At 44.7% G+C, this 24,476-nt stretch carries 20 protein-coding genes; 18 read left to right on the top strand and 2 right to left on the bottom strand.

From position 1 onward, the window contains the following. The first annotated feature begins 170 nt into the window (after positions 1 to 170). From MgSA37_RS28625 to MgSA37_RS20575, 5 genes are all read left to right on the top strand, one after another. Positions 171 to 4,154 (top strand): methylmalonyl-CoA mutase family protein, encoded by a 3,984-nt coding sequence (locus MgSA37_RS28625; protein WP_172885353.1) that lies wholly within the window; start codon positions 171 to 173, stop codon positions 4,152 to 4,154. A 203-nt stretch (positions 4,155 to 4,357) separates the two neighbouring features. Further along, the gene (locus MgSA37_RS20590; RefSeq protein WP_096354611.1) at positions 4,358 to 4,975 is read left to right on the top strand and encodes a hypothetical protein; all 618 of its coding nucleotides are present in this window, start codon (positions 4,358 to 4,360) and stop codon (positions 4,973 to 4,975) included. Between the two features lie 177 nt (positions 4,976 to 5,152). Next, positions 5,153 to 5,728 (top strand): pentapeptide repeat-containing protein, encoded by a 576-nt coding sequence (locus MgSA37_RS20585; protein ID WP_096354609.1) that lies wholly within the window; start codon positions 5,153 to 5,155, stop codon positions 5,726 to 5,728. After that, the gene (locus tag MgSA37_RS20580) at positions 5,706 to 6,581 is read left to right on the top strand and encodes a M15 family metallopeptidase (protein WP_096354607.1); all 876 of its coding nucleotides are present in this window, start codon (positions 5,706 to 5,708) and stop codon (positions 6,579 to 6,581) included. The genes MgSA37_RS20585 and MgSA37_RS20580 overlap by 23 nt, the downstream gene beginning before the upstream one ends. A 4-nt stretch (positions 6,582 to 6,585) precedes the next feature. Beyond that, entirely contained in the window at positions 6,586 to 7,350 is a 765-nt protein-coding gene (locus tag MgSA37_RS20575) for a DUF4846 domain-containing protein (protein WP_157750661.1), read from the top strand. Between the two features lie 183 nt (positions 7,351 to 7,533). Here MgSA37_RS20575 and MgSA37_RS20570 read toward each other — a convergent pair whose 3' ends face one another. Both MgSA37_RS20570 and MgSA37_RS20565 read right to left on the bottom strand, forming a co-directional pair. Then, entirely contained in the window at positions 7,534 to 9,117 is a 1,584-nt protein-coding gene (locus MgSA37_RS20570) for a serine hydrolase (protein ID WP_096354603.1), read from the bottom strand. 41 nt (positions 9,118 to 9,158) lie between these two features. Next, positions 9,159 to 9,434, bottom strand: a complete 276-nt coding sequence (locus tag MgSA37_RS20565; protein WP_096354601.1) for a hypothetical protein — start codon at positions 9,432 to 9,434, stop codon at positions 9,159 to 9,161. A 207-nt stretch (positions 9,435 to 9,641) separates the two neighbouring features. Here MgSA37_RS20565 and MgSA37_RS20560 point away from each other — a divergent pair, with 207 nt between their 5' ends. The 13 genes from MgSA37_RS20560 to ftsA all read left to right on the top strand — a co-directional run bounded on the left by MgSA37_RS20560 (position 9,642) and on the right by ftsA (position 24,397). Continuing rightward, positions 9,642 to 10,094 carry a division/cell wall cluster transcriptional repressor MraZ gene (locus MgSA37_RS20560; RefSeq protein ID WP_096354599.1) on the top strand — a complete coding sequence of 151 codons (453 nt, stop codon included), beginning with the start codon at positions 9,642 to 9,644 and terminating at the stop codon, positions 10,092 to 10,094. Further along, complete coding sequence (gene rsmH, locus MgSA37_RS20555) at positions 10,087 to 10,989, top strand: 16S rRNA (cytosine(1402)-N(4))-methyltransferase RsmH (protein ID WP_096354597.1); 903 nt, start codon at positions 10,087 to 10,089, stop codon at positions 10,987 to 10,989. Before MgSA37_RS20560 ends, rsmH begins: the two co-directional genes overlap by 8 nt. Beyond that, entirely contained in the window at positions 10,986 to 11,396 is a 411-nt protein-coding gene (locus tag MgSA37_RS20550; RefSeq protein WP_096354595.1) for an FtsL-like putative cell division protein, read from the top strand. Before rsmH ends, MgSA37_RS20550 begins: the two co-directional genes overlap by 4 nt. Continuing rightward, positions 11,386 to 13,494, top strand: coding sequence for a penicillin-binding protein (locus MgSA37_RS20545; protein ID WP_096354593.1), 2,109 nt, complete (start codon positions 11,386 to 11,388; stop codon positions 13,492 to 13,494). Before MgSA37_RS20550 ends, MgSA37_RS20545 begins: the two co-directional genes overlap by 11 nt. Further along, positions 13,491 to 14,951, top strand: a complete 1,461-nt coding sequence (locus MgSA37_RS20540; protein ID WP_096354591.1) for a UDP-N-acetylmuramoyl-L-alanyl-D-glutamate--2,6-diaminopimelate ligase — start codon at positions 13,491 to 13,493, stop codon at positions 14,949 to 14,951. Before MgSA37_RS20545 ends, MgSA37_RS20540 begins: the two co-directional genes overlap by 4 nt. Positions 14,952 to 15,027: 76 nt before the next feature. Beyond that, entirely contained in the window at positions 15,028 to 15,369 is a 342-nt protein-coding gene (locus MgSA37_RS20535) for a four helix bundle protein (protein ID WP_096354589.1), read from the top strand. A gap of 201 nt (positions 15,370 to 15,570) precedes the next feature. Next, entirely contained in the window at positions 15,571 to 16,812 is a 1,242-nt protein-coding gene (mraY, locus tag MgSA37_RS20530; RefSeq protein WP_096354587.1) for a phospho-N-acetylmuramoyl-pentapeptide-transferase, read from the top strand. A gap of 114 nt (positions 16,813 to 16,926) precedes the next feature. Beyond that, entirely contained in the window at positions 16,927 to 18,270 is a 1,344-nt protein-coding gene (gene murD / locus MgSA37_RS20525; RefSeq protein ID WP_096354585.1) for a UDP-N-acetylmuramoyl-L-alanine--D-glutamate ligase, read from the top strand. A gap of 153 nt (positions 18,271 to 18,423) precedes the next feature. Then, positions 18,424 to 19,578 carry an FtsW/RodA/SpoVE family cell cycle protein gene (locus tag MgSA37_RS20520; protein WP_096354583.1) on the top strand — a complete coding sequence of 385 codons (1,155 nt, stop codon included), beginning with the start codon at positions 18,424 to 18,426 and terminating at the stop codon, positions 19,576 to 19,578. A gap of 80 nt (positions 19,579 to 19,658) precedes the next feature. Continuing rightward, positions 19,659 to 20,765, top strand: a complete 1,107-nt coding sequence (gene murG, locus MgSA37_RS20515) for an undecaprenyldiphospho-muramoylpentapeptide beta-N-acetylglucosaminyltransferase (protein ID WP_096354581.1) — start codon at positions 19,659 to 19,661, stop codon at positions 20,763 to 20,765. 75 nt (positions 20,766 to 20,840) lie between these two features. Then, positions 20,841 to 22,196 (top strand): UDP-N-acetylmuramate--L-alanine ligase, encoded by a 1,356-nt coding sequence (gene murC, locus MgSA37_RS20510; protein WP_096354579.1) that lies wholly within the window; start codon positions 20,841 to 20,843, stop codon positions 22,194 to 22,196. Next, complete coding sequence (locus tag MgSA37_RS20505) at positions 22,189 to 23,049, top strand: cell division protein FtsQ/DivIB (protein WP_183476097.1); 861 nt, start codon at positions 22,189 to 22,191, stop codon at positions 23,047 to 23,049. The genes murC and MgSA37_RS20505 overlap by 8 nt, the downstream gene beginning before the upstream one ends. Position 23,050: 1 nt before the next feature. Beyond that, complete coding sequence (gene ftsA, locus MgSA37_RS20500; protein ID WP_172885352.1) at positions 23,051 to 24,397, top strand: cell division protein FtsA; 1,347 nt, start codon at positions 23,051 to 23,053, stop codon at positions 24,395 to 24,397. The last annotated feature ends 79 nt before the right edge of the window (positions 24,398 to 24,476 follow it).

Below are 24,476 nucleotides of genomic sequence, written 5' to 3'. Positions count from 1 at the left end.
TCAAGATAGAAGAAATAATCGATACGGGTAAGGAGCAGCGGGTGCATCTGTCAACGTCTGAAAAAAACAATGATGTTTTTTCCATGAACCATCAACAATAGGCCATAAACAATTAATAGTTTATGCAAGGTTTATTTAATTAATTTTGCAGACAACTAATTATTGCCTGCATGGAAAGCATCGCCCCGTATCATTCAACCTATAAGATCCGTTTTGTAACCGCAGCATCTTTGTTCGACGGGCATGATGCTACTATCAACATTATGCGCAGGATCCTGCAATCCTCCGGCGCGGAGGTGATCCATTTGGGGCACAACCGCTCTGTTGAGGAAGTAGTGAATTGTGCCATCCAGGAAGATGTACAAGGCATTGCGCTCACCAGCTACCAGGGCGGGCATCTCGAGTATTTCAAATACATGCACGACTTGCTGAAAGAACGCGGCGCCGGCCACATCAAAATATTTGGCGGCGGCGGCGGCGTATTCCTTCCGCACGAGATTGAGGAACTGCAGGCATATGGCATCACGCGCATTTACTCTCCGGATGATGGCCGCAAAATGGGCCTGCAGGGCATGATCAATGATATGCTGCAGCAATGCGACTTTCAGCATAAAATAAAACTCAACGGTGAGTTAAAACACTTGCCCGAAAAAGATATCAAATCCATTGCTACCGCGATCAGTATCGTAGAGAATTACCCAAAAGAAGCGGATAATTTTTTATCAGAGGTTCATAAACTCATTAGCACCAATCATACACCTGTACTGGGTATTACCGGAACTGGCGGATCGGGGAAATCATCTTTAGTGGATGAGATCGTCCGCCGGTTTTTGATGGAGACAGATAAAACGCTGGCTATTATTTCTGTCGACCCTTCCAAACGCAAAACCGGCGGGGCACTGCTAGGCGATAGGATAAGGATGAACGCCATCAATAGCCCCAGGGTGTACATGCGTTCGCTGGCTACCCGGCAGGCTAACCTGGCGCTGTCTAAACATGTGCAGGAAAGTATCGATATCTGCAAAGCTGCCGGGTATGATTTTATCATTGTGGAAACATCCGGCATCGGGCAGTCGGATACCATGATCACGGATTACTGCGACCTGTCGCTTTACGTAATGACCCCCGAATTCGGCGCGGCTACCCAGCTGGAAAAGATCGACATGCTTGATTTTGCTGACATCGTTGCCCTCAATAAATTCGACAAACGCGGCGCGCTGGATGCCATCCGCGATGTGCGCAAGCAATATAAACGCAACCATCACTTGTTTGATGCCAAAGACGAAGACATCCCGGTTTACGGTACCATGGCTTCGCAATTTAATGACCCGGGCATGAATACCCTTTTTGAGGCATTAATGAAAGCCATCAAAGTAAAAACCGGGGCCGATTTTATCGATGCAAAACACATCGCCCATTTGCACACCGGCGAATCGGAAAAGATCTACATCATCCCGCCTGACAGGAACCGCTATTTAGCTGAAATTGTGGAAAGCAGCGTGGAATACAAACGCTGGGTGAATGAGCAATGCAAAATTGCGCAGCAATTGTACCAGGTGCAGGGAACAATAGAACTGGTAGGGGCGCAAAATTTTGCGCCCCTAACCGGGCAATCAGAAACCCACAACGTGTGGGCGCAAAATTTTGCGCCCCTACGGGAAATTCAAAAACATCTCGAAGACCATCTGCATCCGGAATGCAAACGCCTGTTAAAACAATGGCCCGAAACCATTAAACAATATACCGCCGAAAATTTTATTTATAAGGTAAGGGATAAAGAGATCAAACAGCCGCTTTATTATACCTCGCTGTCGCAGTTGCAGGTCCCCAAAATTGCATTGCCGAAATATGAGGCCTGGGGCGATATTTTGCGCTGGCTCCTCACCGAAAATTTGCCGGGAGAATTCCCGTACACGGCAGGTGTATTCCCGTTAAAACGCGAAGGGGAGGACCCAACCCGCATGTTTGCCGGCGAAGGTGGTCCGGAGCGTACCAATAAACGTTTTCATTATGTATCGCTCGGGCAACCTGCGCACCGCCTGTCCACAGCATTTGATTCGGTTACCTTGTACGGCGAAGACCCGCATACCCGCCCCGATATTTATGGTAAAATAGGTAATTCCGGCGTGAGCATCGCCACTTTGGATGATGCCAAAAAGCTGTATTCCGGCTTTGACCTTTGCAGTGCGTCGACCTCCGTTTCCATGACCATAAACGGTCCGGCGCCTATGCTGCTTGGCTTTTTTATGAACGCAGCTATCGACCAGCAATGCGAAAAATATATCAAAGAACATCAGCTGGAGCATTTGGTAGAAGCGAAGTTTAAGGAGTTGTATGATGATAAAGGGTTATCCCGGCCTGCGTATCGCCTCACCCAAACCCTCTCCAAAGGAGAGGGCTTAAAAAGCCTCACCCCGGCCATCTCCAAAGGAGAGGGTGATAAAAGGTTAGGTTTTATGACTGGTGATTTGCGTATTTGGGAGACATTGAAGGCAAACTCAAGAGAAAACAGGCAAAATCAAACCCCAGCAGAAAATATATTGTGGCAGTTATTGAGAAATAATCAAACTGGTTATAAGATCAGAAGGCAGCATGCTATTGATGGGTATATTGCTGACTTTGTTTGTTTACCAAAAGGATTGGTTATTGAAGTTGATGGGGGATATCATGAGGCAACTAAGGAAGAAGATGACATCAGAACAAAGGTTTTAAATAATGAAGGATTTAAAGTTATCCGTTTTACTAATGAAGAAATAGCTAATAATACAACACGGGTAATCCAAATTATTAAAGAAACATTATTTAATCAACCAGATAGGAAAGTCCTCTCCTTTGGAGAGGATTTAGGTGAGGCAAAAATCTCCGGGGGAAAAGGGCCTAAAGAAATTGAAGAAGATCAAAAAGTCCTCTCCTTTGGAGAGGATTTAGGTGAGGCTTCTGCGTTACCCCCCGGCAACGATGGCCTTGGTCTATTGCTCCTTGGCCTCACCGGCGACCAGGTTTTACCCGCCGATGTGTATGCAAAAATAAAAGCCAAAGCCATCGCAACCGTTCGCGGCACCGTACAAGCGGATATTTTAAAAGAGGACCAGGCGCAAAATACCTGCATTTTCTCCACTGAATTTGCCTTGCGGATGATGGGCGATATCCAGCAGTATTTTATTGACCAGAAAGTACGTAACTTTTATTCGGTTTCCATATCCGGTTACCATATTGCGGAAGCCGGGGCCAATCCTATTACACAGCTGGCCTTCACCCTTTCAAACGGGTTTACTTATGTTGAGTACTATTTGAGCAGGGGGATGCATATTGATGATTTCGCGCCCAACCTGTCGTTCTTTTTCTCCAATGGGATAGATCCTGAATATGCCGTGATCGGCCGTGTAGCAAGGCGCATCTGGGCCAAGGCCATCAAAAATAAATACAAAGGGAACGACCGCTCCCAAAAACTGAAATACCATATCCAAACCAGCGGGCGCTCGCTCCACGCGCAGGAAATCGACTTTAACGATATCCGCACCACACTGCAGGCTTTGTACGCCATTTATGATAACTGTAATTCCCTGCATACCAATGCTTATGACGAAGCCATCACCACGCCTACCGAAGAATCGGTGCGCAGGGCAATGGCGATCCAACTGATCATCAACCGCGAGCTCGGCCTTGCCAAAAATGAAAACCCTATACAGGGCGCTTTCATTATTGAAGAACTGACCGACCTGGTGGAAGAAGCTGTTTTAGCCGAATTTAAGGCCATTAACGACCGCGGCGGCGTACTGGGCGCCATGGAAACCATGTACCAGCGTAGCAAGATCCAGGAAGAATCGCTTTACTACGAAACCCTTAAACATACAGGCGAATACCCGATCGTCGGCGTAAATACCTTCCTCAATAAAAATGGCTCGCCTACCATTGTTCCATCCGAAGTGATCCGCGCAACCGAAGAGGAAAAACAGTTCCAGATAGAAGCGCTGCACGAGTTTCAGCACCGCAACGAAGACCGCATCCCTCAATTACTGAAAACCCTGCAGCAAACCGCCATTGCCGGCGGCAATATTTTTGAGAGCCTGATGGAGGCCTGTAAATATTGCTCCCTGGGGCAGATCTCGCATGCGTTGTATGAGGTTGGAGGGCAGTACCGGAGGAATATGTAGGTTGGTTTAATAAACACAAATGAATAGGGTTTATAGTAATTACCTCCGTCTCCGCAGGGTCTCCCAACGGGGACCCTGCGCTGGGTAATGCCCGCCGGAACGCAGGGTCCTCTGCGAGAGACCCTGCGGGGACAGAAAAGTACATCATGGTAATTTTTCAATAAATTACAGTGGAAATTTGTTTTAATCCGTAATTTAAAGGCGTGGTTATCAATAAAAAAATAGCGCTGGCATTAGTAGTTGCAAATGTCATTTTCCTGATTTACAGTGTCTTTCTATTTTTTTATTTCGGTCATACCATATTTCCGGACTTTACCAAACCACAGGCAACTGAGCCTTCGGCTGATTCCATTTGGAATATCATTGCTACTTTTTTGAATATCGTTGTATACATCGGTTTGTTTTGGGTGCTCGGAGCATTTAAAGAACATATTTTAATACGAGGAGCAATGCTTCTCCTTTTGTTTTTGAAAGTGCCGGCGATAATCAGTTTGAATTTTAACCATCTGGATGCGATAGCAATGTCGGCATTATTTCAAAGCATCATCGTGTTTTTTGCGTGTTTAGCAGTCGCAATGCTGATTGTGTTGCTGTTCGTTCGGAGTAAAATGATAAAGTTATATTTCAGATGGTTTGTGGCATTGATGCTTGTCGCATTAATCTTACCTACAATTGGTGACTATGTTTATGATAATTTTAGTGTCCGGTGGTTATTGATAGACAGGTTTTTGCTCGTTTGGGCTTCTTTTATGCCCACCTTGTTTCTCTTCATAAAAGTTTATTCACTGTCGAAACAAAATGATTTCGTGGTACACGAATAAGTACGTTTAAGTTACTTTCCCGTCTCCACAGGGTCTCCCAACGGGGACCCTGCGCTGGATAATGCCCGCCGGAACGCAGGGTTCTCTGCGAGAGACCCTGCGGGGATAGAAACGGCTACAAATAAGTTGATATTTATTTCTTCAGATACAATCCGATAGAATAGTTTATTTTGCACCATGACTCCTGACATCATCGAAGACGAAACCTTTACTAAAATATCCGCCGCTGCCATCGTAGGGCATAAGCGCACCTATGAAAATTGCGCATTTGTAAATTGTGATCTTTCCTATGCTCACTTGTCAGGAATGGTTTTTATTGGCTGCCGGTTCGAGGATTGCAATTTGTCGCTGGCACAATTAGCTGATACTGGTTTACAGGATCTCCATTTTAAAGACTGCAAGCTCAGCGGTGCGGATTTCAGCAAAAGCCGCGATTTTTTGTTTGAGGTGAATTTTGAAAACTGCATTCTTGACAATGCCATTTTCTACAAAAAGAAAAACAAAGGGGCTAAGTTTAAAGATTGCTCGATGGTGGAAACGGATTTTACCGAGGCTGACCTTACCGATGCCCACTTCAATAACTGCAACCTCAACCGGGCCTTTTTTAGCCGCACCATATTAAAAAACGCTGATCTCCGTACTTCCTACAATTTCACCATCGACCCGGATAATAATAATTTAAAAAAAGCGAGGTTTTCCGCACATGGGCTGGCGGGTCTGCTGGCTAAATATGATATCAGGATTGAGGGGTAAAAGATCAAAAAATGAGAACAATAATTTTGCTCCTGATATACTTATCGTACCCGCCCCCGCAGGGTCTCCCAACGGGGACCCTGCGCTGGATAATGCCGGCCGGAACGCAGGGTCCTCTGCGAGAGACCCCGCTGGGACAGAAAGGAGACACCATCCCCCCAGCCGCAAAAAACTCATTGAAACTTACCCAAATTTCATCTCCGGCTATGCCGGTAACCACCTCATTTTTAAAGATAAAACAAAAATGCTTTGGGATGATGGCATCAAAAATAAATCCTTCAAAACCTTGCTGGATAAGCCTGATCTGAAAGATATGTTCACCCAAAAATACACGGCCGGGTTGTTAAGGGAGCCGCTTGCGTCGAACTTTGATCCCGGCAGGATCAGGTATGAGCCGTTCTTTTTAAAGATGTATGGCGCTACGGAAAAAGCGGTTGAAAAAAACCTGGTCGAAATTACGTGGTGCCCCAAACTGGTTGGCCAGCGGATCAGGGTGACAAAGATCAACGGCATCGACAAAAAACTCGCCCAAATATCAAAAGAACTGGATGAACATCCCGAATTAAAAAGATACCTCACGAACATTGGCGGTACCTTTACCTGGCGGAATATAGCCGGCACCCACCGCCACAGCATGCACAGTTTCGGGATGACGATTGATATCAATACCGCTTATTCCGATTACTGGCAATGGGCCTGCAAATGCAGCAATGAAAACGCGGTAATTAAATATAAAAACCGCATACCACAGTTGATCGTCGATACGTTTGAGAAATACGGTTTCATCTGGGGTGGCAAATGGTATCATTATGATACCATGCACTTTGAGTACCGGCCCGAACTTATTCAATAACACCATGAAAAGCACTATCACGTCCTTATTTCTGTTGGTTTGCAGCGCATTTACTTCAACCGATACCGTGCTTACCCGTTTTACTGCCCCTGCCGGTTACCAGCAGGTAAAACCGCCTCCGGGCAGCTTTGGCGAATACCTGCAAAACCTCCCGCTGAAACCTGCAGGCACTCATACTTTAACCTACAAAGGCGCTGTTGCCGCTACGGATGTCTTTACGGCCGCAGTAGTGGATCTGAGTGTGGGTAATGAGGACTTGCAGCAATGTGCGGATGCCGTAATGCGGCTGCGGGGAGAATATTTGTATCGTCAAAAACGGTTCAGCGAGATTGCTTTTCATTTTGAAAGCGGCTTTAAATGTGACTATATCCACTACGCTGACGGATACCGCTATCATAACGACCGCTGGGTATTAAAGGCCAAAAAAGATTATAGCTACCCCACCTTTATGCGGTATATGACCCTGGTTTTTGATTACGCCGGCACCCTGTCGCTTGATAAGGAATTGAAAAGAGTTAAAAGTCCTGATGAGCTAAAAACAGGCGATATTTTCATCAAAGGCGGCTCACCGGGCCATTGTTTTATTGTGATGGACGTGGTGGAAAACCCTCAGCATAAAAAACTATTCCTCCTCGCCCAAAGCTTTATGCCCGCGCAAAATATACAGGTATTGCAATATCACTCGCCATGGTTCAGCATGGATGTAAAAAGCGAGATCTGGTACGGGGAGTTGATTGATAAGGCGTATTTGAAGCGTTTCGAAGAATAAAAACTATTGTCATTGCGAGCGAGGAACGAGCGCGGCAATCGCGAGCTCTGCATTGCCGCTATGTATTGTCTACATGCAAAGTTCGCGATTGCCGCGCTGCGCTCGCAATGACAAAAAGGAGCCTTTATCCACTCTGTGTTTATTTTTCCTAATCTCTAATCAACCAATCACTAATCTCTAACCTCACTCCGTTTTCTTAAAATCCAGATCCTGGAAATCAAAGCTAAAATCAGTTAGCGGAGAAATCGCTTTTAACTTTAACCCCGTTGGTTTGCCATTTTCGTCGAAAGAGAACATCGCAAATGCATCCGCCTCCATACTGCGGTAATTCCACCTGATCACAAAGGTATCACCCTTGTAGGGCAAAACCTGCCCGGTTAATTTCGGCGAACGTTTGGCATTGAACCAAAGCTGGCCATCTTTTAAGGTGATAACGGCATCGCCCAGCCAGCTATCATGATAGGTGCCGGTAAAAGGAGAGAGGTCTGGTTTTGATGTGTCGTGCCTGCGGGCATCCACCTGCTGCCAAACGGCATCCATCACTTTATCGGCGCCCTGCTGGCTTTGTTTCACCATGTCGCCATACGTTTTTACCCAGTCGCGGCCGGTAATCCCCAGGTAACTGTCTTTAATCTGGTTGGTTACTGCGCTGAATGCCGCGCCTGATTGCTGGTTGGTTAAAACAATGATCGCCAGTTTAAGCTCTGGTATCAGCGTTACTTTGGTTACCATACCATCGATGCCCCCGGTATGGTTTACCTCTTTATAGCCCTTAACATCGCTCAAAAACCAGCCCAACCCATAGGCCGCAAAGTGTGTATTGTAAGGTGAATTCGGGCCGACCGGTACAATGGTCTGCGGCGACCACATTTGAAAATGGATCGCTTCGCTGAAAAGCTGTTTGCCATCACCATATTTACCATTATTCATTTGCATGATCACCCATTTACTTAAGTCCGCCACGCTGCTGTAAATACCGCCGGCAGCATTACCGGTGGTGGTTTTATAACGGGGGATCACGATCACTTTACCGTCAACCGGGGCATGGGCGTCCACAACATTTGAATAGTCTTTGATCAGTTGATAAGCCGGCGCGCTGTTGTTCATTTGCAAAGGCTTCATAATGCGGGTTGCTACAAAATCTTCCCAGCTCATGCCCGAAACCCTTTTGATCAGCTCGCCAGCCACTTTATATAGCTGGTTATCATAATCGTATTTGCTGCGGAAACTTGACGCCTGTTTCAAATACCTGAGGTTATGGATCATATCCTCTACCGTAAAACTGGTCGAATCGGGCCAGTCCATCAAGTCTCCTGCGCCAAGGCCAAGCCCGCTGCGGTGGGTAAGCAGGTCCCTTATGGTAAATTCGGCGGTTACATACGGGTCGTACATTTTAAACTCTGGGATATAGTCGGTCACCTTATCATCGAGTTTTATTTTTCCTTCATCGCAAAGTATCCCTATGGAGGCGGTAGTAAAGGCCTTACTGTTGGATGCAATCCCAAACAGGGTGTTCTCATCTACTTTTTTATGCGTATTCAGCGAGGCATAGCCATAGCCTTTGGCAAATATCATTTTATCATCTTTTACTATTGCCACAGCAATTCCAGGTACATCAAAAGTTTGCAGGGTGCGGTTAACCAGCCGGTCAATGGAATCCGGGGCGATTACCTGGGCGCGCAATTGAGATGCGACAGTAATAAGAAGCCCAAGGGCGATTGAACACCTGCGCCTAAAGTTTGACGACGGGAATAGAATTATTTTCATGGATTGATTTAGCTAATGGCAATAAATATAGGTACAAGTTTTTATTGTTGATCGAATTTGAGGCAGTTTAACAGCGTATCTGCTGTAATTTCTCCCACCACTTCGCCTTTTACCACCACGCTTATCTCTTCCGGATTTCTGAATAATTGCAACCTTCCTTTAAACAGGTGATTTTCACACGATTGTATAAGGGCGGATAGTGATTTATGAGTTGTTTTCCGGCAAACTTTTTCCACGCCATTAGCATATACCACCAAACGGAGGTTTTTCCCATTGTTTTCTATATCCAGGAAGTACGGATCATTCAGTTTGATCATTTTGTTATAAACGTTTGTAAGTCGCTTAAAATTAGGAAGAAACAAATTAAAAAGGGGAGAAAAGTTGTTTAGATGGGACTTATAAACACTTATGCACAGCAATTAACATACGCACCGAACAAGTGTTAATAACTTTCGTGGTAAGAAGTGGTAGAAAGTGGTAAAAGAAGTCTAATTTTACATTACAAATCGTGTTAAAGTTTTAAAATGTCATTCCTCACCGGCGAATTTGAGTGTAAACTGGATAATAAAGGACGCATGATGGTCCCATCCGGCCTAAAGAAAAAGCTTCCCGAAGCTGAGTCTGAAGGTCTTGTGATCAATCGTGGCTTTAAAAAATATCTGGTCATCTACACAAAAAAACAATGGGATAAAAAACTGGAAGAACTAAGCAAACTTAACGAATATGACGAGGAAGATATAGAATTTGTAAGATATTTTATGCGCGGCGCGACGGAATTGAGCCTTGACGCAGCAGGCCGGGTGAATTTGCCCCAGTTTTTGCTCGACCACGCGGAGATAAAAAGTGACGTAGTTATTACCTGCCTTTTAAACAGGATTGAAGTTTGGAACAGTGAAGCGCATAAGGCATTGATGAATACAGAACCCAAAGATTTTGCCAAAATGGCCCTAAAGATGAAGGAGGTGAACAATGGATAAATACCATACCCCCGTGATGCTGGATGAGTGTATGGAAGGGCTGGCCATCAGGCCGGAAGGTACTTATGTAGACGTTACTTTTGGCGGCGGCGGTCATTCCCGCGAAATATTAAAACATCTGAACAAGGATGGCAGGCTGCTGGCCTTTGACCAGGACGCTGACGCCAGGCAAAATATTATCGACGATAGTCGTTTTGTTTTTATAGATCAGAATTTCAGGTACCTTAAAAATTTCTGCCGTTTGCACCAGGCCATGCCGGTTGACGGGATACTGGCCGATCTCGGCGTATCCTCCTACCAGTTTGACCAGGCCGAGCGCGGTTTTTCCATCCGCTTTGATGCCGAACTGGACATGCGCATGAACCAGCAATCGGCATTGAGTGCAAAAGAAGTAGTGAACACTTATTCAGAAGCTGATTTGCACCGCATTTTCGGCATCTATGGCGAGATCCAGAATGCGAAATCACTGGCTAATACCATTGTTACCGGCAGGTTAAACGGCCCGATTGTAACCGTTGCCGACCTGAAAAATGCTATTGCCAACCGCATCCCTAAAGGAAAAGAAAATAAATACCTGGCGCAGGTTTTCCAGGCGCTGCGTATTGAGGTTAACCAGGAACTGGAAGCGCTGAAAGATTTTTTGATCCAGACGGCAGACGTATTGGTTTCGGGTGGAAGATTGGTGGTCATATCATACCATTCACTGGAAGACAGGCTGGTAAAAAACTTCATCGCCAAAGGCAAATTCAGCGGCGAACTGGAAAAAGATATTTATGGAAACGATAACAGGCCTTTTGATGCGGTAAGCCGCGGGGCAATAACAGCATCAGAAGGGGAAGTACTTAATAATAACAGGGCACGGAGCGCAAAATTAAGAATTGCGGTAAAAAGATGACCAACAGGCTGCGCGTACCAATTGAGGAGGAAGAAGAAGAGAAGGTGCTTGTTGTGGAAGAAAAACAAGTGAAAGAGATTCCTGACAACTACCTGGTTCAGTTTTTAAGCAAACGCATATTTAATGCGGAGGCTGCCAGCAGCGCCTTACCTTTTGTGCTTTTCCTGGCCTTATTGGGGATGATCTACATCGCCAACCGGAACATTGCCGAAAAGAACATACGCGATATTGATAAAATAACTAAAGAAGTAAAAGAACTGAGTTCCGATTATAAAACCACCAAGGCTGAACTGGCCTATAAAAGCACGATTACTGAAGTGGCTAAAAGGGCTGATACTTTGGGTTTGAAAGAATCGCTTCAGCCGCCGCATAAATTGAATGCAGAGGAGGTACAGGATGAGCATTAGAAGAAACATACTGATCCGTGTTTACCTGGCTTTCGGGCTTATCCTTGTTTTTGCAGGCGCCGTTATTATCCAGTTGTACAGGGTGCAGGTGGTGCAGGGAAGAAAATGGCAGGCCATGTCAAAAAGCATGTCAACGCAATTTCAGACAGTGGAAGCCGCGCGCGGCAATATATTTTCGGTTGATATGAGCCTGCTGGCAACATCGGTACCGGAGTATGAATTGCATATGGACATGTTTGCAGGCGGTATAGCAGATGAACATGTTTTTAATGAAAAAGTTGATTCGCTGGCCATGAAAATGGCGCAATTATACCCTGACAGATCGGAAAGAGAATATTCAAGAATGCTTCGTGATGCCCGCCGGGATGGTTCGCGCTACCAGCTGATCAGGCGCAGGGTAACTTACCAGGAGCTTAAACAGATCCGCAAATTCCCGATTTTTAATTTGGGTAAGTATAAGGGAGGGTTGATTATAGTGGAACAGAACAAAAGGGTATTGCCTTTTCGTTCGCTTGCGGCACGTACTATCGGCTATAAAAACGACAATGTAAAGAATGCCGTTGGCCTTGAAGGGGCCTATGCAAGTTATATACAAGGTGAGAACGGTAAACGGCTGATGCAGCGCATTGCAGGCGGCACCTGGATGCCCGTTAATAACGGTGAAGAAGAAATCGCTCCCAAAGAAGGCGCCGACATCATTTCAACGATCGATGTGAATTTGCAGGATGTTGCCCAGGATGCTTTGAAGAAACAACTGATAAAAAACCAGGCAGATCATGGCTGCGTTGTGTTAATGGAAGTGGCCACCGGCGAAATAAGGGCGATTGCCAATTTTACCCGCACAAAGGATGGCGATTACCAGGAAAAACTGAATTATGCCATCAGCGATGCTGCCGATCCGGGTTCAACATTTAAACTGGCAACCTACATGACCTTATTGGATCAGCATAAGGTTGACACCAATACCATTGTAAATGCAGAGGGTGGTAAATATAAATTTCCTAAGGGGCCAACCATAACAGATACCGAGCACGACAATTATGAAATAACGGTAAAACGCGCATTGGAGGAATCTTCAAACGTGGCAGCAGCCAAATTGGTTTATCAGCACTATGCCAATAACCCTTCGGAGTTTACGGATAAGTTATACAGCTATCATTTAAACGAAAAGCTTCAATTGCAGATACCGGGAGAAGGCAGCCCGGTGGTCAAAAACCCCCAAAGCCGTTCGTGGAATAAATATTATACCCTGCCGGAAATGGCTTACGGGTACGAAATGAAGATCACGCCATTGCAAATGCTTGCCTTATATAATGCCGTTGCGAATAATGGAAAAATGATTGCACCGATTTTAGTAAAAGAGATCAGGCGTTTGGGGAATACCGTTGAGCAAATACAGGCTAGAGTTATTAATGAAAAAGTTTGCTCGGATGCAACACTGGGAAAGGTGAGAAGCATGCTTGAAGGCGTAGTAACAGAAGGTACCGGGAAAAATGTGATCAAAAATCCGCTTTATACTGTTGCCGGCAAAACTGGCACAGCGCAGATCGCCAATAATGCAAAAGGTTATGGCGCAAAAACTTACCAGGCTTCGTTTTGCGGATATTTTCCGGCAAATCATCCTAAATATTCCATGATCGTAGTGATCAATCATCCTACACAGGGCGATTACCTGGCGGCTAAAGTAGCCGGACCGGTGTTCAGGGAAATTGCAGATCGGGTATATGCCAGTGATCTGGACATTAACCAGGCTGCACCGGTTCATTATGTTGGCAACACCAATTTACCGCAAATAAAAAAGGGCAATGTAAAAGCGTTGAAACAGGTTTATAACAGGCTTGGGGTTAAGCCACTTTATGCGTCAAATACCGCAGCCAGCGGGGTGGACACCAGTAATGGTATCCCGTACGAAGAAATAACTTATAAAAGCGGCGTAGTACCGGCAGTAAAAGGCATGGGGTTAAGTGATGCCCTGTTTTTGTTAGGAAATGCCGGGTATAAAGTCACCGTGCGTGGCAGCGGTTCCGTAATCAATCAATCAGTAGCAGGCGGAAGCATAGTGCCAAAAGGGTCAAAAATATTAATAGAATTGGAATGAAGTATTTGAGCGAAATTATTGATGGGCTGGCATTCACTGAATTACAGGGGAGCGCTGATATTGAAATATCGGCAGTGGTTTTTGATTCAAGAAAAGTTACACCGGGGTGCCTGTTTGTTGCTGTAAAGGGAACTGTTTCTGATGGCCATGACTATATATTGCAGGCTATTAATGAGGGCGCCGCAGCCGTGATCTGTGAAGAATTGCCTTCCCGGGTTACCGGTGAAGTCGATTTTTTAATGGTTGCCGATTCTGCCGTGGCTTTGGGCATCGTATCTGCTAATTTTTATGATAACCCTTCGGCCAAATTAAAGCTGGTTGGCGTAACCGGTACTAACGGTAAAACCACGATAGCTACCTTACTATATAAGCTGTTCCGCGACATGGGCTACAAATGCGGGTTAATATCTACGGTAGAAAACAAAATAAACGAACAGGTTTTCCCATCTACCCATACTACCCCCGATCCGGTTGAGTTACACAGGCTCATGAGCGATATGGTTGAGCAGGGATGTGATTACTGTTTTATGGAAGTAAGCTCGCATGCTATAGCGCAGCACCGCATTGCAGGGCTGAATTTTGCAGGGGCCATCTTCTCTAATTTAACCCATGATCACCTGGACTACCACAAGACATTTGAAAAATACCTTAAAGCAAAAAAAGCTTTTTTCGACGATTTATCTTCAAATGCATTCGCTTTGACCAATGGGGATGATAAAAATGGCAACGTGATGCTGCAAAACACCAAAGCACACAAAAAAACCTACGGACTAAAAAGTATGGCCGATTATAAGGCCCGCATTTTGGAAAACCAGTTTGAAGGCCTGTTGCTGCAGATTGATAATGAAGAGGTGTGGTTTAAAATGGTGGGTACTTTCAACGCTTACAATTTACTGGCCGTATATGCCGCCGCCATGCTGCTTGACCAGGATAAAACCAAAATATTAACCAGCTTAAGCAAGCTCACAGGCGCAAGGGGGCGTTTTGATTACATCGTCGCGCCAAATAAAATAGTAGGCATTGTTGATTATGCCCACTCGCCGGATGCTGTCCAGAACATCTTGAGCACAGTCCATGATATCCGTAAAGGGAATGAAAAAGTGATCACCGTTATAGGTTGCGGCGGCGACAGGGATAAAACCAAACGTCCCATCATGGCCAAAACCGCTTGCGAGTGGAGTGACAAGGTGGTTTTTACCTCGGATAATCCACGAAGTGAAGATCCGGCACAGATCATCAAAGAGATGGAAGAAGGTGTCGATCCGGCTTTCAAAAGGCATACCCTAAGCATAGCCGACCGCCGCGAAGCCATCAAAACTGCATGCATGCTGGCACGCCCGGGAGACATTGTAGTAGTTGCCGGCAAAGGCCATGAGAAATACCAGGAGATAGCGGGTGTAAAACACCACTTCGACGATATGGAAGAGTTGGTGGAGATTTTTAAAGAATTGAGCTAGCGCGATGTGCGGATGTGCAGATAAGGAAGATGTACAAATGTGCGGATGAAATGATTAGATAAAACAAAATGTAAAAATGAGTGATAAACCGAATTTAATAGTTGATCTGACTTTTAACTTCTCTTTGAAAATAATAGCTTTTACTGAAAAGCTTGAAGAAAAGAAGAAATTCAGTATGGCAAATCAGCTTTTTAAGAGCGGGACATCAATCGGGGCGAATGTTAGTGAAGCCCAGGGTGCAGAGAGCAAGAATGATTTTAAACACAAATGCAAGATTGCTTATAAAGAAGCGGAAGAAACAGAATATTGGTTGAAACTATGCAAGCATGCTGGCAACTATCCATTTGAACAAGACATGCTCGATGATATACAATCAATCATGAGAATACTGGGAAAGATAATTTCATCAACAAAATAAAAGATGTGCAGATGTGCGAATGTGCAAATGTGCAAATGAAATGAAAAGACAATTTGTAAAAATGTCAAATAAAATAATTTATTAATAAGATAAAAAAGTGATTATAAAATCTGCACATCTGCATATCTGCACATCCACGCATTTGCACATTCTCGCATCTGCACATCTGCACATCTGCATATCTGCACATCAATAAAAAATATGTTATACTACCTGTTTAATTGGCTGAACAAAAATTACGCAATTCCTGGTGCAGGGGTATTTCAATATATCACTTTCCGGATGGCCATGGCTGTAATTACATCGCTGGTGGTTACTACGGTTTTTGGTCGCCGGCTGATCGATTACCTGCGTTACAAACAGGTAGGCGAGACCGTACGGAATTTGGGCCTGGAAGGCCAGATGCAAAAGGCCGGTACGCCAACCATGGGCGGTATCATTATTATCCTTGGGATATTGGTACCAACACTGTTATTTGCCAAACTGGGCAATATTTATGTGATCATGATGATCGTGACTACGATCTGGCTGGGCGGAATTGGTTTTTTGGATGATTATATTAAGGTATTTAAGAAAAATAAAGAAGGTTTAGCGGGCAGGTTTAAAATCATCGGACAAGTAGGGCTGGCATTATTTATTGGTTTTACCATGTATTCAAATCCTGATATCATCATCAGGCAGGAAGTGAAATTGCCGGCAATTGCCAATGCCCCTGTTAATTTTCATATGCGCGGCAATACGCCGGTTTATACACAGGATGTACGGTCGACAAAAACTACCATACCATTTTATAAAAATAACGAATTTGATTACGGCAAAGTATTAAAATTCATTGGCGCGGATACTGATCATTATTCGCTCCTGGTATTTATGTTTTTTGTGATCATCATCATCACTTTTATATCAAACGGGGCAAATATAACGGATGGAATTGATGGCCTGGCGACGGGTACATCGGCCATCATCGGGGTTACACTAGCGGTACTTGCCTATGTGTCAAGCAATACGGTAATAGCCGATTACCTCAATATTATGTACATCCCGCAATCAGGCGAAATGGTTGTTTTTGCAGGTGCATTTGTAGGGGCCTGCGTCGGGTTTCTGTGGTACAATTCATATCCGGCCCAGGTATTTATGGGTGATACAGGAAGTTTGGCCATCGGTGGTATTATTGCGGTTTTTGCCATTATGATCCGCAAGGAACTTATCCTGCCATTGTTGTGCGGCGTATTTGTTGTCGAAAATTTATCGGTGATCATCCAGGTGGGGTGGTTTAAGTTCACCAAACGGCGGTTCGGCGAAGGGAGAAGGGTATTTCTGATGGCGCCGCTACATCATCATTATCAAAAAAAAGGGTTTCATGAAGCAAAGATCGTTACCCGGTTCTGGATCATCGGCATCCTGCTGGCTATCGTGACCGTAATAACGCTGAAGCTTCGCTAGTTAATTAGTGATCAGAGGCTGGAGATTAGTTTAGAAAACAAAACAGTAAATAACAACAATTTGGCAATGGTCCATGGATCGAAACAAATCGGTGAAATCAATAAATAAAAATCGGTGAAATCAAACAAAAACATAGTTATTCTCGGTGCCGGCGAAAGCGGGGTGGGAGCGGCTTACCTGGCGCAGCAGCAGGGGTATGATGTGTTTGTTTCGGATTTTGGAGCCATTGCCGATAACTACAAGCAGCAGTTAATGGATTGGAATATCCGCTTTGAAGAGAATAAACATACTGAGGGGGAAATACTAAAAGCCTTTGAGGTGATCAAAAGCCCCGGCATACCCGAAAAAGCGCCAATAGTTAAAAAAATAAAAGAAAAAAATATCCCGGTAATTTCGGAAATCGAGTTTGCAGGCAGGTACACCGATGCAAAAATAATAGGTATCACTGGTTCAAATGGTAAAACTACCACCACCAGCCTTACTTACCATATCCTTAAAGCTGCGGGGTTAAATGTTGGTCTGGCTGGCAATATTGGTAAAAGCTTTGCATACCAGGTAGCTACGGAAAAATTTGACACCTATGTACTGGAGCTAAGCAGTTTTATGCTGGATGATATGTACCAGTTTAAGTCGCACATCGCTGTGCTGCTTAATATTACGCCTGATCATTTAGACAGATACGATTATAAGCTGGAAAACTATGCAGCTTCAAAGTTCCGTGTCACCCAAAATCAAACCGCCGCCGACTATTTTATTTTCTGTGCCGATGATCCTGAAACGATAAAAGGTATGGCAGAACGAAGTTTCGCTGCACAGCAATTACCATTTTCTATTCAAAAAAAGATTGAACCGGGAGCATATCTCGAAAACGACAATATTGTCATTAACACTCACCAACAACATTTTCAAATGTCCATAACAGAATTGGCCCTACAAGGAAAGCACAACGTTTATAACTCGATGGCATCGGGTATTGTGGCTAAAGTGCTCGAACTCCGCAACCCTGTCATCAGGGAAAGTATGGGGAATTTTAAAAGTATTGAACATAGGCTTGAGTCGGTTGGGAAAATATCCGGCATCAGTTTTATCAATGATTCAAAGGCAACAAATGTCAACTCTACCTGGTATGCCCTTGAAAGCATGACCTCGGATGTGATACTGATCCTTGGCGGCGTTGATAAAGGGAATGATTACTCGATGTTAAAGAGCCTGGTAAAGCAAAAGGTAAAAGCGATTGTATGCCTGGGTAAAGACAATAAAAGGATCCACGATGCTTTTGAAGATGTGGTAGAAGTGATCGTAAATACCTATTCGGCCCAGGAAGCCGCGCAGGTAGCTTATCACCTGGCAACCAAAGGCGATACAGTACTGTTATCACCCGCCTGTGCAAGCTTCGATCTTTTTAAAAACTACGAAGACCGCGGCAGGCAATTTAAACAGGCAGTGAAGGAGCTTTAATTGATGTGCGGATGTGCAGATATGCGGATGTGCAGATGTGCAGATGAAGAAATTTAAAGATGAAGCAAATGTTATAAGGGTTGCGAAAGTAGTAAATGTTAAAATAAAAAAAATAAAAAGTCTCCCCTGCAGGGGGAGATTTAGAGGGGGCTTATGCACAGAATACTAAATAATACGAAAGGCGACAGGTGGATCTGGCTGATAGTGATTTTGCTTTCGGTAATTTCCATGCTGGCTGTTTATAGCGCTATCGGTACGCTTGCCTATAAACGTGGTGTGGGAGCCGAGTCGATATTAATGAAACACCTGGCTATGATAGTCGGTGGTATTGCGCTGATGTACATTTCGCATAAACTGGATTACCGGTATTACCGCGGCATCTCTAAATTGTTAATGATCATCACGCTGCCCTTATTGGTTTATACCCTGTTATTTGGCAGCCACGTAAATGATGCCAGCCGGTGGATCGCTATTCCGGGTACCGGTTTAAGTTTTCAAACTTCGGATTTGGCCAAGCTCGCCCTCATCACTTACCTGGCGCGTACCCTATCCATTAAGCAGGAGAATATAAAAGATGTAAAACAATCCTTTATTCCAATAATGGGCGCTGTTTGTGCTGTTTTTATATTGATCGCGCTGGCAAACCTTTCAACCGCGCTTATGTTGTTTGGGGTTAGTATTCTGTTACTCATCATTGGTCGTATCAGCATTAAACAAATTGCTATCACCTGCCTGGCTGGCGGTATGTTACTGGCAGGTGTAGTGTTCCTGGGCCCGCGCCATAAAACGTATGTTTCCAGGATCCACGCCTTTATGCATCCGGAAGTTGCTAACCCTGATAAGTCGTTCCAGTCAGATCACGCCAAAATTGCGATTGCGACAGGTGGCTTTTTTGGAAAAGGCGTTGGCAAAAGCGATGAAATCAATTACCTCCCCGAAGCTTATTCGGATGAAATATATGCGATCATCGTGGAGGAGTACGGCATATTTGGCGGCCTGGTATTAATAGGAATTTACCTGTTCCTGCTGTACCGCTGCATAAAAATAGTAACAAAAGCGCCCAAAGCATTTGGCGCATTGCTGGCAGCCGGGTTGAGTTTTAGTTTAACGATACAGGCATTTGCAAATATGGCAGTGGCAGTGGGGTTGGGGCCTGTAACGGGTATCCCCTTACCATTGGTGAGTATGGGCGGTACATCCATATTGTTTACAAGTATAGCGTTTGGAATTATCCTGTCGGTAAGCCGGGATATAGAAGAGCCAAAGAAAGTTATAGTAGGGGAGATAAGAGAAGTAGCGATAGCATAGGTACCCGGTCCATGGACCATAGACCATGGTCCATGGACTGAGAAATCGGTGAAATCAACAACAATAAAAATAATAAATCGGTGAAACCAAAAAAAATCATCATTAGCGGCGGAGGTACCGGGGGGCATATTTTCCCGGCTATCGCTATTGCTAATGCGCTTAAAAAGCTCGATCCTGACACCGAAATATTATTTGTTGGCGCCAATGGCCGTATGGAAATGGATAAAGTGCCGGCTGCGGGCTATAAAATTATAGGGCTCGATATACAGGGGTTCCAGCGGAATTCTGTTTGGAAAAATGTAATGTTCCCTGTTAAACTGATAAGCAGCGTAAAAAAAGCGCTTGGTATCATCAGGGAGTTTAAGCCTGATGCGGTGGTAGGTGTAGGCGGATATGCATCCGGCCCGATATTGTATGCTGCATCCATGAAAGGGATTCCTTATTTGATCCAGGAGCAAAATTCATATGCGGGCGTCACTAATAAATGGCTCGGCAAAAAGGCGCAAAAAATATGTGTGGCATTTGATGGCATGGAAAAGTTCTTCCCATTTAGCAAGATCATCAAAACCGGCAACCCTATCCGCAGGGACTCGGTTAATATAGCAGGAAAGCATATGCAGGCGCTTGAATTGTATAAGCTATCGGCCTTTAAAAAAACCATCCTGGTTACCGGTGGCAGTTTAGGGGCGCGAACCTTAAACAGCAGCATTATGGCCGGGCTGGATAAGATCATTGATGCGGATGTGCAGTTGATATGGCAAACAGGGAAATTCTATTATAAAGGTATCATTGAAAAACTGGGCGACAATTATCACCCTGATATCAGGATAATGGAATTTTTAAACCGGATGGACCTGGCTTATGCCGCGGCAGACGTGATTATATCCCGTGCAGGGGCAGGCACTATTGCCGAACTGTGTATGGTAAAAAAACCGGTGATATTGGTGCCATCGCCAAATGTTGCCGAAGATCATCAGACAAAAAACGCGTTGGCACTCGTCCAAAATAATGCAGCGGCTTTTGTAGCCGATAGAGACGCAGAGGCAAAATTGGTTGACAAAGTGCTGGAGCTTTTAAATGATAAAGGGACACAAAAAACATTGAGCGATAATATCGGCAAAATGGCAATGCCTGATGCTGATGAAGTAATAGCAAAGGAAGTGATGAAATTAAGTCGTAAGTCCTGAGTCTAAAGTCACAAGTCGAATTTCGGCGAAGACCTGACTCAAGATTAAGGACTCAAGACTTTAGACTAAGAAAAAATGGAATTAAGCAATATAAAACGCGTTTACCTGGTTGGAATTGGCGGAATAGGCATGAGCGGCCTGGCCCGGTATTTTCATCATTTGGGATGCGTTGTTTGCGGATACGATAAGACATCGACAGATTTAACGGGTGACTTACAAAAGGAAGGTATCCCGGTAATTTTTGATGACAATGCCGGCTGGATCCCGTCAGCTTTTCATACCCCTGATGAAAGCACGCTCATCATTTTCACGCCGGCTATTCCAAAGGATTCGGTTATCCTGAATTTCTTTAAAGACAGCGGATTTGAACTCTTTAAGCGGTCGCAGGTATTAGGCATTATCAGCAGGGGGAAGTTTACGGTGGGTGTTGCAGGGACGCACGGTAAAACTACTACCTCCACCATGATCGCCCATATACTGAAAGATTCCGGTAAGGATTGTTCTGCATTCCTGGGTGGAATTTCTACCAATTACCATACTAATGTGCTGTATGGAAAAAATAACATAGTAGTGGTGGAAGCCGATGAATACGACCGGTCGTTTTTAACGCTGCATCCTGACATAGCAATCATCACCTCTATGGATGCTGATCACCTGGACATCTATGGCGACAAGGATCACCTGGCGGATTCGTTCAGGCTCTTTGCTTCACAGATAAAACCCGGCGGCCAGCTCATTCACAAAACAGGCCTGCCGCTTGAGGGCGGATTAACCTACGCGGCTGAAATGGAAGCCGACGCCCAGGCATCAAATATCCGGATTGAAAATGGTGATTTTTATTTTGATTTTACCAATGGTATAGTAACCATTCCGGGCATTAAATTAGGGATACCGGGTACGCACAATGTTGAAAATGCAGTAGCGGCTATTGAATCGGCCTTAATGCTGGATGTTTCTCCGGATGCAATAAAAAGCGCCCTTGGTTCATTTGCGGGTGTAAAGCGCCGCTTCGAATATATCGTTAAAAACAACCATCATATTTATATTGATGATTATGCCCACCACCCCGAAGAGCTAAAGGCTTGTATCAGGTCGGTGAAGCGGTTATATCCCGGCAAGAAGCTGACGGCCATTTTTCAGCCGCATCTGTATACCCGTACCCGCGATTTTGCCGATGGCTTTGCCGAAGCGCTTGACCTGGTGGACGAGCTGCTTATACTGGATATTTACCCCGCCCGCGAACTGCCGATAGAAGGCGTAAATGCCGATATGATATTGGGACGGATGAAGCTGCAGAACAAGCGGAAATGTGGAAAACAAGAGGCTGTTGAAATAGTAAAAAATGAAAAACCCGGCTTACTTTTAACGGTAGGGGCGGGTGATATTGATCAATTGGTTCAACCATTAAAACACGCTTTGCAAGATGTTTAAGAAGCGAATCTGGAGATACCTGCTTGTAGGTTTTGCCTGGGCCATCAGCCTGGGTGGCCTGGTGGTGTTGATGGGTTTTATTAGCGTAAAAAAATCAGAAGTGGTTTGCAAGGATGTGAAAGTTTATATTCCCGGCAGCCAGTACTTTATTGACAGGGAAGAAATTGATCATATTTTGGGAATTCAAAGCCACGCGATTATAGGCCACCGGATGGACGATATAAATATCCACGAACTGGAAGAAAAATTAAAATCAAACCCGTTTATTGAGTTTGCCAAAATTTATGCTGACATGGACGGAATTATCAATGTAGAAATAAGCCAGCGCCAGCCTGTTTTAAGAATGATGAACCGGTTCGACCAGGATTTTTATGTTGATCAGCACGGTTTAAAGCTACCGTTGTCGGGCAATTTTACAGCGCGGGTACTGGTGGCTAATGGTTATATCGACGAGCTTTTTGCCAACCATGTGGATACCCTGCACACTGCGCTTGCCATGCAGCTTTTTAAAACAGCTGATTATATCCGGAAAGATTCACTGTGGGATGCGCAGATCGCACAGCTGTATGTGAATAAGGACCACGAGATTGAACTGGTGCCAAGAGTAGGGAATAACAGGATTCTTATCGGCAATGCCGATTCATTGGATTCGAAATTCCATAACCTGCTCATTTTCTATAAGAAAGCGCTTCCCCTGGTAGGTTGGGACGCTTATAAAGTTATCAACGTCAAGTACGCCAACCAGGTGATTGGTGTGCGGAACGAAAATATAAAAGCGGATTCTCTGAAGGCCAAAAACCTTGCAGCAGATTCTGCTAAATTAAAAAAGGACACATCTCTAATAAAGAATTAATATGGACAAAAGCTCAACTCAGGAAAAAAGTTCGCCAATCGTAGTAGGATTGGACATCGGAACAACAAAAATATGTGCTATTGTTGGCCGCCGGAGCAAAAACGGGAAGATCGAGGTATTGGGTATCGGCAAAGCCGAATCTGCCGGTGTAACACGCGGTATGGTTTCAAATATCGATAAAACCGTACAGGGAATAAGCGTGGCGGTAGATATAGCGGGTGCGCAATCAAATGTAGAGATCAGGGTGGTAAATGTTGGTATTGCAGGCCAGCATATCAAAAGCCTGCAGCACCGTGGCTTGATCACACGCCGCGATATAACGTCCGAGATCTCGCGTAAAGATATTGATAAACTGATAGAAGACATGTACAACCTGGTAATGCCTCCGGGTGAAGAGATCATACACGTTTTACCGCAGGAGTTTACGGTTGACAACGAACCGGGAATAAAAGATCCCATCGGTATGGCGGGGGTAAGGCTGGAAGCAAATTTTCATATCATTTCCGGCCAGGTTACTGCCATCAAAAATATTGTGAAGTGCGTCAATAAAACCGGCCTCGAAAGCTCTGAGCTGATCCTCGAACCGCTTGCATCTTCCGAAGCTGTTTTAAGTGACGAAGAAAAAGAAGCAGGTGTGGTTCTGGTGGATATCGGCGGCGGCACAACCGACGTTGCCATCTTTCATGAAGGCATCATCCGGCATACCGCGGTTATTCCTTTCGGGGGTAACAGTATTACCGAAGATATCCGTGAGGGTTGCTCGGTAATGCGCAACATCGCCGAGCAGTTAAAGATCAGGTTCGGCTCGGCACTTGCCGATGAAAATAAGGAAAACGAGATTGTATGTGTACCGGGTTTGCGTGGCCGCGAAGCAAAAGAAATCTCGGTAAAAAACCTGGCATTTGTTATCCAGGCGCGTATGGAGGAGATCATTGAGCACGTGTTTTATGAGATCAAATCATCGGGTTATGAGAAAAAGCTGATCGCCGGTATCGTGATAACAGGCGGCGGCGCCCAGTTAAAACACCTTGCGCAGCTGGTGGAATACACCACCGGGCTGGATTGCCGCATAGGTTTACCAAATGAGCACCTGGCAAAAAATGAAGTGCTGCCAAAACAGGTTTACGAGGAATTGCAAAGCCCGACTTTTGCCACAGGTATTGGTTTGCTGATTAAGGGTATTCAAAAAATGGAATACAACGATATCTTCGAGGCACCGGCCGAAATTAAGGTTGCAAAAACAAAATTCAGCGAGGACAAAAAGTTTGGCCTGCTAAGTAAAATACTGGAAAGCGGAAAAAAATTCATAAAAGATGATATAAAAGATGAGGATTTTCTGAAACAATAATGACAGGAAAACCGCAAGGTTTTATGGCAAAAACACGTTGTTTCAGATACTTATTCACAAATCCCAATCTTTCCACATA

Source organism: Mucilaginibacter gotjawali, from assembly GCF_002355435.1.
In the GTDB taxonomy this organism is placed as follows: domain Bacteria; phylum Bacteroidota; class Bacteroidia; order Sphingobacteriales; family Sphingobacteriaceae; genus Mucilaginibacter; species Mucilaginibacter gotjawali.
Note: the sequence above shows the minus strand (reverse complement) of the source record. Positions and strands in the feature narration are given on the sequence as shown.